Here is a 9,192-nt window from a genome sequence, read left to right on the forward strand (position 1 = left end):
TTGCCCGGCCGTTGCGCGCGCGTTACCGGAAACTCACCAAGATCCGGGGACGCGGCGCGCTGTGCGACGATCGGTGTATGGGCACGACGGGACGACGGGTCGGACGGCCACGCGCGGCGCAGCGACCGGACAGCGGGCTGTCCGCCCGCGACGAACTGCTGGGCGCCGCAGCTGAGTTGTTCACGACGCTCGGGTACGCGGCGACGACGACCCGGTCCGTCGCCGAGCGCGCCGGTATGCGCCAGGCGACGATGTACCACTACTTCGGCGGCAAGGAAGACCTGCTGGCCGAGCTGCTGGAATCGACGGTGGCCCCGTCGCTGACCCTGGCCAGGGGACTGCTCGCCGACCGCGACCGCCCGGCCGAGGACCGGCTGTGGGAGCTGTGCCGCTCCGACGTGCAGCTGTTGTGCGGCGGCCCGCACAACCTGGGCGGCCTCTACCTGCTGCCCGAGGTCCGGTCGGAGCGCTTCACCGGCTTCCACCGCACCCGCGCCGACCTCAAGGACACGTACGGCAGCCTGCTGACGGCGACAGCGCCGGGCGCCCGCCTCGACCCGGCCGAACGGGCCCTGCGTACGGACCTGGTCTTCGGCCTGATCGAGAGCGTCATCCTCGTCCACCGCTCCGACCCCGCGCGCCCGGTCGAATCCTTCGCCTCGGCAACGGCGGACGCGGCACTACGCATAGTCGGCGTTCCGACCAAGACCGCCTGAGCCGACGTCACCGGTCCAACGCGGCAGCCAAATGGGCCAGTTCACCAACCCGAAGCACCCGATCGTCGAACCCGGGCAGCGGAGTGTGCGAAGAGATTAGCCGGGTTCCGCTTGTTCCGCCGGGAGTTGCCGAAACTGCCACGAGTCCCCGTTCGTCCGGATACATTCACGCACCCCGGTGCAAAACGTCCGGAAGATTGTCTTAAGGGGACATGTCACGTGAGTCAGCAGCACGACCCGCTCCCGCAGCCGGACGGACCGGAGGCGGAACCGTCGCCGCCCGGTCCCGGTTGGTTCGCGCGGCATACGGTGTTCACCACCGTCGGGGCAGTCCTCCTGGTCCTTGTCGTCGGCAGTATCGCGACCGGCGGCGGGGGCCGGGATCCGCGTGGTGAGGACACCGCGGCCGTGCTCCCCGCCCCGGGTGGCGGGGAGGAGTTCGGGGACGGTGACTACACCGTCGGCCAGGACCTCCCCGAGGGCACGTACGTCTCGGACGGCGCCCGTTCGGCGCCCCCGCTGATCTGCTCGGTGACCACCGAGCCCAGCGACCCGGACCGGCTGCCGCAGTTCCGCGCGGGCGGCCGGGACGAGCGGATCGAGATCACCCTGGACACCGCCGACGGCGTGGTCACCGTACGGGGCTGCCAGCCGTTGACGCTGCGTCAGCAGCCGGCGTAGATACGGACTTGAGCGGATCCGGCCGACGGCCCCGCCTCGCTACGACCGCGCGGTACAGACCGCCCAGTCCCACCGTGGCCAGCAGGAACAGGATCGTGAACCACTGGAAGTACCAGTGGCCGCCCGCCGGGTCGTAGACCGTGGCTCGGGGCCAGGCCAGGTTGACCGTCATCGCCACGCCGTAGAGGCAGGCCAGGGCGTTGACCGGCAGGCCCCAACGGCCCAGGGAGAAGGGCGGCTTGCCGCTCTCGTCGGTCGTGTCGGGGTGCGTCGTGTCGGCCCGCGTCGTGTCGTATGTGCCGCGCAGTCTGCGGAGCAGCATCGGGGCCGTGACCATCAGGTAGGCGAGGTAGAGCATCGCGATGCAGGTCGTGCCGATGGCGAGAAAGGCCTCCGGGGAGGCCAGGTTGAGCAGGCACAGGGCGGCCGCCGCCACGCCCACCGTCAGGGCCGTCGCCGTCGGCATGCCCGTGCGGGGTGAGACCTTGGCCAGCAGGCGGGCGCCCGGCAGGGAGCCGTCGCGGGCCATCGAGAAGAGCATCCGTGAGCCCGACGTCTGGATGGCCAGGGTCGCCACCGCGATGGCCACCACCACGTCGACGAGCAGCGCCCGGCCGACGCCCTCGCCGAGGGTGCTGGTCAGTACGTAGGACAGGCCCTCGGTGCTCAGCCGTCCGTCGGTCAGGCTCGGCGCCGCCAGCACTCCGCCGAGCAGCAGCAGCCCGCCGAGGACCCCGGCGGCGGCGAGGGCGAGCAGGATCGTACGGGGCGCGGTACGCCGCGGGGAGCGGGTCTCCTCGCTCAGCTCGCCCGCGCTGTCGAACCCGATCAGTACGTACGCCGCGGTGAAGGAGCCCACCAGCAGCGCGCCGATCGCGCCGCCCTGGCCGCCGGTGTGCAGGGTGACGCCGGGGCCGCGGTCGGCGTGGGTGAACAGCAGCACCACGATCAGCACAGCGCCGACGATCTCGGCCGTGACCCCCACCCGGTTCACCACCGACATCACGCGGTTGTCCAGCAGGTTCACCACCGTCGTCACCACCAGCAGCGCCACGGCGAGCAGCGCCGCGTTCGCCGCTCCGCTCGCCGACGCCGGTGAGCTGTCCGTACCGACGAGCTGGAAACCGCTCCAGATCGCCGGCAGCACGACCTGGAGCGCGAGCGCTGCCGCCGCCACCACGACCATCTGTCCGATCACCATGATCCAGCCGGCGAACCAGCCGAACGACGGGGTGGAGAGCCTGGTCGACCACTGGTAGATCGCGCCCGACAGCGGGTAGCGGGCGGCCAGTTCGGCGAAGCAGGCCGCGACGAGCAACTGCCCCGCCAGCACGGCGGGCCAGGTCCAGAAGAAGGCGGCCCCGCCGAACGAGAAGCCGAACGCGAAGAACTGGAAGACGGTGGTGAGGACGGAGATGAAGGAGAACCCGGCGGCGAACGACGCGTACTGCCCCAGGCTGCGGTGCAGTTCCTGGCGATAGCCGAAACCGGCCAGCGCGACTGAGTCGCCCTGGCTGGCCTCGGAGCGGGCTCCGGCTGCGGATGCGGTGACGCTCATGAAGGGCCCCTGTCCCTGATTCTGTCGATTGACAGAAATTAGGGAGAGGCTGTTTCACCGGCGTGTCACCACGGTCACATCTTCGGCATCAGCACCGTGTCGATGATGTTCACCGTCGCGTTGGAGGTGGGGACGTCGCCGCAGACGATGTTCGCCGAGTCGTTGACCTTGAAGGCGTCGCCCGAACCGGCGGTCGTCAGGGTGCCCTTCTCCAGCGTCGGGTACGTGCCGCTCGCCAGGTCCTTGGTGGTGAGCTTCTGGCCCACGACGTGGTACGTGAGGATCTTGGTGAGCGTCGCCTTGTCGGCGAGCACCTTGTCCAGGTCGGCCTTCGGGATCTTCGCGAACGCCTCGTTGGTCGGCGCGAACACCGTGATGTTCTGGGCGCTGTTGAGGGTGTCGACGAGCCCGGCCTTCTTCACCGCTGTGACCAGTGTGGACAGGTCGGGGTTGTTGGAGGCGGCCGTCGCCACCGGGTCCTGCGCCATGCCGTCGAAGCTGCCGGCGCCGCTCGTGGGCACCGAGGCACACGCCGGGCCGAAGGGCTTGCCCGCCATGTTGTCCATGCCGTCGCTCGGCATGTCCGAAGCCGGCTTCGACGCCTCGGCGGCGGCCGACGCCTTGCTGTCGGTGTTCGAGTCGCTCTTGTCGTCGCTGGAGCAGGCGCTGAGGGCGAGCGGCAGGACGACGGCACCGACGACGGCGAGGGCGGCACGGTGGAGGCGAGTGGCGATCATGAGGTTCTCCTTGGAGGTGATTCGAGAGGTGATTCTGAAAGTGATTCAGGGGTTTTCAGGGGAAGTTCGGAGAGAGCGGGACGCCGGAGGGCTCAGGTCACGGCGACCACCACCGAATGCCAGCCGGTCGCGCCGTTCGGTACGGTCCCGACGCGCTTGTCCGTCTGCGTGTAGCCGTCCCTGTCGGTCGCGCGGACTTCGAGGGTGTGGCTCCCCGAGGAGGCCGGCCACTCCCAGGTCCACTGCCGCCAGGTGTCCTTGCTGTCCTCGACCGCCAGCCGCGCCTCGTGCCAGCCGCCGCCGTCGACCCGTACCTCGACCTTGGCGATCCCCCGGTGCTGCGCCCACGCCACCCCGGCGACGGGCACCTTGCCCGACTTGGGGCTCGCGAACGGCCGGGGGGTGTCGATGCGGGACTCGGTCTTGATCGGGGCCCGCTTGGACCAGGTGCGCTTGACCCAGTACGGGTCGTAGTCGTCGAACGTGGTGAGTTCGAGGTCCTCTATCCACTTGCAGGCCGAGACGTAGCCGTACAGACCCGGCACCAGCATCCGGACCGGGAAACCGTGCTCGAAGGGCAGCGGCTCCCCGTTCATGCCGAGCGCCAGCATCGCGTCACGGCCGTCCATGACCGTGTCGACGGGGGAGCCGATCGTCATGCCGTCCACCGAACGGGCCACCAGCTGGTCGGCCGGGCCGCCCTGGGACGGCGGTTTCACCCCCGCCTCGCGCAGCAGGTCGGCCAGCCGCACCCCGATCCAGCGGGCGTTGCCCACATACGGCCCACCGACCTGGTTGGACACGCAGGTCAGGGTGATGTCGCGTTCGATCAGCTCCCGGCGCAGCAGATCCTGGTAGGTCACGGTGAGCGGCTTGCGGACGCCCTTGCCGTGGATCCGCAGCCGCCAGCTGCCCGCGTCCACCCGTGGCACGACGAGCGCCGTGTCCACCCGGTAGAAGTCCTTGCTGGGCGTGGTGAAGGGGCTAAGTCCCTTCACCCCCAGCTCGGCGCCCGCCGGTACCGGACGCGCCGGTGAGGCCGGGCGGGGCAGCACGATGTCCTGACGTGAGGCGGCGGCCTCGGCGGCCCCTGATGCGTTGAGCCGGCGCCCCGCTACGCCCGCTCCCGCCGATGCCGCCACCGCGGCCGTCGCGGCGATCACAAAGCCGCGCCGGTCGAAGGTGCCTGCCGTCCCGCCCGCCCCGGCGACCGCGAACGGCCCTTCCGACACGCCGGAAGCGGGAGCCGGGGCGGGACGGGCGGCCAGCCGGCCGGCCAGCAGATACAGCACTCCGCAGGCCAGCACGCCACCGACGGCCGAGGGCAGCGCGTCGAGTGTGTGGCCGTCAGGCCGCCCCACCGCCGCTACCGCCCCGACCACACCGAAGACCAGAACCAGGGCCGAACCGACCCGCCGCCACCGCAGCGCGACCACTCCGATCGCCATGGCGAAGAGCGCCAGGAGGACCAGGATGCCGAGCTGCAGGACGAGCTTGTCGTTCGTGCCGAAGTGCCGTACGGCGAAGTCCTTCAGCTCGGGCGGCGTGCGGTCGATGACCGCTCCGCCGACCGCCGTCACCGGACTCGACTCGGGCCTGACGGCCGCGGAGACGAGCTCGGCGACGCACAGCGCGGCGAGGCCGGCGAGCAGGCCGCTCAAACCCGCCAGACCCACCCGCACTGCTGTAAGGACTTTCCGATCTTCGCTCACGTCGGCCATTCGGTGCGAGAACCACGGCGGATTGGTCGTTCACCCGAAGGAATTGAGGTTGTCGCTGTATCAAGAAAGATCGCCGCAGAAACCAATCCCGCGGCCCTCCGGCCTCGAATGCACTGTGCGGGGCCGTGTGTGAGGGCCGTGCAGGCAGCGGAATCCGAGGAGCGGAGCGACATGAGCGGTGAGCGTCGGCGTACGGCCGTGGTGGGCGGCGGAGTGGCGGGCCTCACGGCCGCCTACGTACTCCGGAACTCGCACGAGGTGGCGTTGTACGAGTCGGACGACCGGCTCGGCGGACACGCCCACACCCACGACATACCGTCGTCGGACGGCGGGGTGCACCGCGTCGATTCCGGTTTCATCGTGCACAACACCCGGACATATCCGTTTCTGCTCCGGCTCCTCGGGGAACTCGGCGTTGCCACGCAGGAGTCGGAGATGAGCATGTCGGTGCGGTGCGAGGGCTGCGGCCTGGAGTACGCGGGCGCGCGCGGCCCCGGCGGTCTCCTCGCCCAGCCGCGCAACGCGCTGCGCCCCCGCTACCTGCGGATGCTGGCCGAGGTCCCGGTCTTCCACCGGCGGGCCCGCGCCCTGCTCGCCACACCGGACGCCGGAGCGGCCGAGCAGACCCTGGGCGAGTTCGTCGCCGCCGGGCGCTTCTCGCCCTACTTCACCGCGCACTTCCTGACCCCGGTGGTCTCGGCGGTCTGGTCCTGCGACCCCACCACCGCGCTGCGCTACCCGGCCCGCTACCTGTTCCGCTTCCTCGCCCACCACGGCATGCTCGCGATCAGCGGCTCGCCCGTCTGGCGCACCGTCAGCGGCGGCTCACGCGCGTACGTGGAACGTGTCGGAAAGCAGCTCGCCGCCGTCCACACCGCCACACCGGTACGGGCCGTGCGCCGACCCGACAACGGACGCGCCGGTGTCGACATCGTCTCCGACGACGGCAGCACCGCCCACTACGACTCCGTGGTCATCGCCGTCCACCCCGACCAGGCGCTGCGGCTGCTGGCCGATCCCACCGAGGCGGAACGGCGGGTGCTCGGCGCCTTCCGCTACTCCCGCAACCCCACCCGGCTGCACACCGACACGAGCGTCCTGCCCCGCGCCGGGCGCGCCCGCGCCTCCTGGAACTACGTCATGCCCTCCTGCACGGCGGGCGCCGACGCCGTACAGGTCAGCTACGACATGAGCCGGCTCCAGCGCATCGAAGGCCCCGACACCTACGTGGTGACACTGAACGGCGAAGGCCGCGTCGACGAGGAACGGGTCCTCGCCCGGATGACGTACGAACACCCCGTCTACACCCCGGAGTCGGTCGCCGCCCAGCGGCTGCTGCCCGAGCTGAGCGGCCCCGTCACCGCCTACGCGGGCGCCTACCACGGCTGGGGATTCCACGAGGACGGCTGCCGCTCCGGCGTCGAGGCCGCAGCCGCGCTGGGAGTCGCGTGGTGAGCGAAGTCCCCGCCGTCTACACCTGCCTGATCAGCCATGTGCGCACCTCGCCGCGCCGCTACGCGTTCCGCTTCCGCACCTACATGTGGCTGACCGACCCCGACCGGCCGCCCGCGCTGCCCCGGCTGCTGCGCCCGCTCGCCCGCTTCGACGCCCGCGACCACTTCGACGGCACCGAGCCCACGATCCGCGAGGGACTTGCGGCGTTCCTCGCCCCGCGCGGCATCGACCTGGCGGACGGCAGTGTGATGATGCTCAGTCACGCCCGGGTGTTCGGGTACGTCTTCAACCCACTGACCCTGTACTGGTGCCGCGGCGCCGACGGCACCCCGCTGTGCACCGTCGCCGAGGTCCACAACACCTACGGCGGGCGGCACGCGTACCTGCTGCGCCCCGACGCCGCCGGCCGCTCGCGCGTGGACAAGGAGTTCTACGTCTCGCCGTTCTTCCCCGTGGACGGCGCGTACGACATGCGGCTGCCCGAGCCCGGCGAGCGGCTGGGCCTGCGGATCCGGCTGGAGCGTCCTGGCAGCACCCCGTTCACCGCGACCGTACGGGGCGAACGCCGCCCCGCCACGTCCCGGACCCTGCTGCGGGCGGCCCTGCGCCATCCGTGGTCCACCGCCCTCGTCTCCGCCGGAATCCGTCTGCACGGCATCCGGCTCTATCTGCGCGGACTGCCCGTGCAACCCCGTCCCCGGCCCCAGGAAGGTACGAAGTGAGCACGTCAATCCAGTCGTCGGTAGCCCGCAGGACGAGGTCCGCAGCCGTCGACGCGGCACGCTGGCCCGACGTGGCCCGGCTGCCGCAGGCCTCCTGGCTGCGTACGGCGATCGCCGAGCGGATCGTCCGGTACGCGCTCGGCAGGCTCCCGCTGCGCGTCAGGCTCGGCGACACCGGGACGCTCGGACTCGGCGGCCCGCTGATGATCGTGCACGAGCCGCGCGCGTTCTTCCGGCGGATCGGCGCCGGCGGTCTGATCGGCTTCGGCGAGTCGTACATGGCGGGGGAGTGGGAGGCCGACGACCTGGTCGGCCTGCTGACCGTACTCGCCGAGCACGCGGCCTCACTCGTACCGGCGCCGCTGCGCACCCTGCGCGCCGCCTGGGCGCCGCGCCACCCGGCGGCGCAGCGCAACACCCCCGAGGGCTCGCGGGAGAACATCAGCCACCATTACGACCTGTCCAACGACCTGTTCGCGCTCTTCCTCGACGAGACGCTGTCGTACTCGTCGGCGCTCTTCCGCGGCTTCCCCGCCGACCGGGCGCTGCTGGCGGCGGCCCAGCACCGCAAGATCGACCGGCTCCTCGACGAGGCCGGCGTCGGTGCGGGCACCCGGCTGCTGGAGATCGGCACGGGCTGGGGCGAACTCGCCGTCCGCGCGGCGGCGCGCGGCGCGACCGTGACCACCGTGACCCTCTCCCGCGAACAGCGGGAACTGGCCCAACAGCGTATCGCCGCCGCAGGGTTCAGCGAGGCCGTCACGGTCCTGCTCAGCGACTACCGGCTGGTGGAAGGCACCTTCGACGCCGTCGTCAGCGTCGAGATGATCGAGGCCGTCGGCGCCGAGTTCTGGCCCGACTACTTCACCACCCTGGACCGGCTGCTGGCACCCGGCGGCCGGATCTCGCTCCAGGCGATCACCATGGCCCACGACCGGATGCTCGCCACGAAGGACACCTTCACCTGGATCCAGAAGTACATCTTCCCCGGCGGTCTGCTGCCGTCGACCGAGGCGATCGAGCAGATCACCGAACGGCACACGGCGCTGCGCGTCGCCGACAGCGACGGCTTCGGACCGCACTACGCCGAGACGCTGCGCCTGTGGCGCGAGGAGTTCGAGGCGCGCACCCCGCAGATCGACGCACTCGGCTTCGACGAGACGTTCCGCCGGATGTGGACCTTCTACCTCGCCTACTCCGAAGCGGGCTTCCGCTCCGGCTATCTCGACGTGCGCCAGATGATGCTCACCAAGGAGGCACAGCCCCGATGACGCGACCCGCCCCGCACGACGGCGCCGCCCAGCGGCTCTTCCCCCTCGCCGAACAGCTCTTCGGCGGCCGGCTGCCGCTGCGGCTGCGCGCCTGGGACGGCTCGGTCGCGGGACCCGACGACGCGCCCACCGTCGTGCTGCGCTCCCGCCGCGCGCTGCGCAGACTGGTCTGGCAGCCGAACGAACTCGGCCTGGCCCAGGCGTACATCACCGGAGAGCTGGACATCGAAGGCGATCTCGCCGACGGACTGCGCACCGTCTGGCGCGCCGTGCGGGAACGCGGACTGCGCCCGCCGAAGCTCCCAGCGGGCGACCGGGCCAGGGCCGCCGC

Annotated in this window: 8 protein-coding genes and 1 pseudogene; 6 read left to right on the forward strand and 3 right to left on the reverse strand. The window is 71.2% G+C overall.

Annotation, left to right across the window (positions count from 1 at the left end; all coding sequences use genetic code 11):
• The first annotated feature begins 77 nt into the window (after positions 1-77).
• Positions 78-716, forward strand: a complete 639-nt coding sequence (locus HY68_RS21970; protein WP_041991421.1) for a TetR/AcrR family transcriptional regulator — start codon at positions 78-80, stop codon at positions 714-716.
• Between the two features lie 219 nt (positions 717-935).
• Positions 936-1,397: a hypothetical protein gene (locus HY68_RS21975; RefSeq protein WP_041991423.1), complete on the forward strand. Its 462-nt coding sequence runs from the start codon at positions 936-938 to the stop codon at positions 1,395-1,397.
• On the opposite strand, the gene HY68_RS21980 is transcribed toward HY68_RS21975, so the two are convergent.
• The 3 genes from HY68_RS21980 to HY68_RS21990 form a co-directional block, all read right to left on the reverse strand.
• Complete coding sequence (locus HY68_RS21980; protein WP_041991425.1) at positions 1,348-2,955, reverse strand: amino acid permease; 1,608 nt, start codon at positions 2,953-2,955, stop codon at positions 1,348-1,350. The two genes, HY68_RS21975 and HY68_RS21980, sit on opposite strands and share 50 nt — an antisense overlap.
• A 74-nt stretch (positions 2,956-3,029) precedes the next feature.
• Positions 3,030-3,692, reverse strand: a complete 663-nt coding sequence (locus HY68_RS21985; RefSeq protein ID WP_041991427.1) for a fasciclin domain-containing protein — start codon at positions 3,690-3,692, stop codon at positions 3,030-3,032.
• 92 nt (positions 3,693-3,784) lie between these two features.
• On the reverse strand, positions 3,785-5,413 hold the full coding sequence (locus HY68_RS21990; RefSeq protein WP_078863717.1) for a molybdopterin-dependent oxidoreductase: 1,629 nt from the start codon (positions 5,411-5,413) through the stop codon (positions 3,785-3,787).
• Positions 5,414-5,584: 171 nt separating this feature from the next.
• Between HY68_RS21990 and HY68_RS21995 the strand changes: the two genes are divergently transcribed.
• The 4 genes and pseudogenes from HY68_RS21995 to HY68_RS40135 form a co-directional block, all read left to right on the forward strand.
• Positions 5,585-6,868 carry an FAD-dependent oxidoreductase gene (locus HY68_RS21995; protein WP_041991431.1) on the forward strand — a complete coding sequence of 428 codons (1,284 nt, stop codon included), beginning with the start codon at positions 5,585-5,587 and terminating at the stop codon, positions 6,866-6,868.
• Positions 6,862-7,590 carry a DUF1365 domain-containing protein gene (locus HY68_RS22000; RefSeq protein ID WP_041991433.1) on the forward strand — a complete coding sequence of 243 codons (729 nt, stop codon included), beginning with the start codon at positions 6,862-6,864 and terminating at the stop codon, positions 7,588-7,590. Before HY68_RS21995 ends, HY68_RS22000 begins: the two co-directional genes overlap by 7 nt.
• 8 nt (positions 7,591-7,598) lie before the next feature.
• Positions 7,599-8,861: a cyclopropane-fatty-acyl-phospholipid synthase family protein gene (locus tag HY68_RS22005; protein ID WP_041996804.1), complete on the forward strand. Its 1,263-nt coding sequence runs from the start codon at positions 7,599-7,601 to the stop codon at positions 8,859-8,861.
• Positions 8,858-9,192: pseudogene (locus HY68_RS40135) on the forward strand (SAM-dependent methyltransferase); the annotation flags it as partial. The gene HY68_RS22005 and the pseudogene HY68_RS40135, both read left to right, overlap by 4 nt.

This window comes from Streptomyces sp. AcH 505 (assembly GCF_000818175.1).
In the GTDB taxonomy this organism is placed as follows: Bacteria; Actinomycetota; Actinomycetes; order Streptomycetales; family Streptomycetaceae; genus Streptomyces.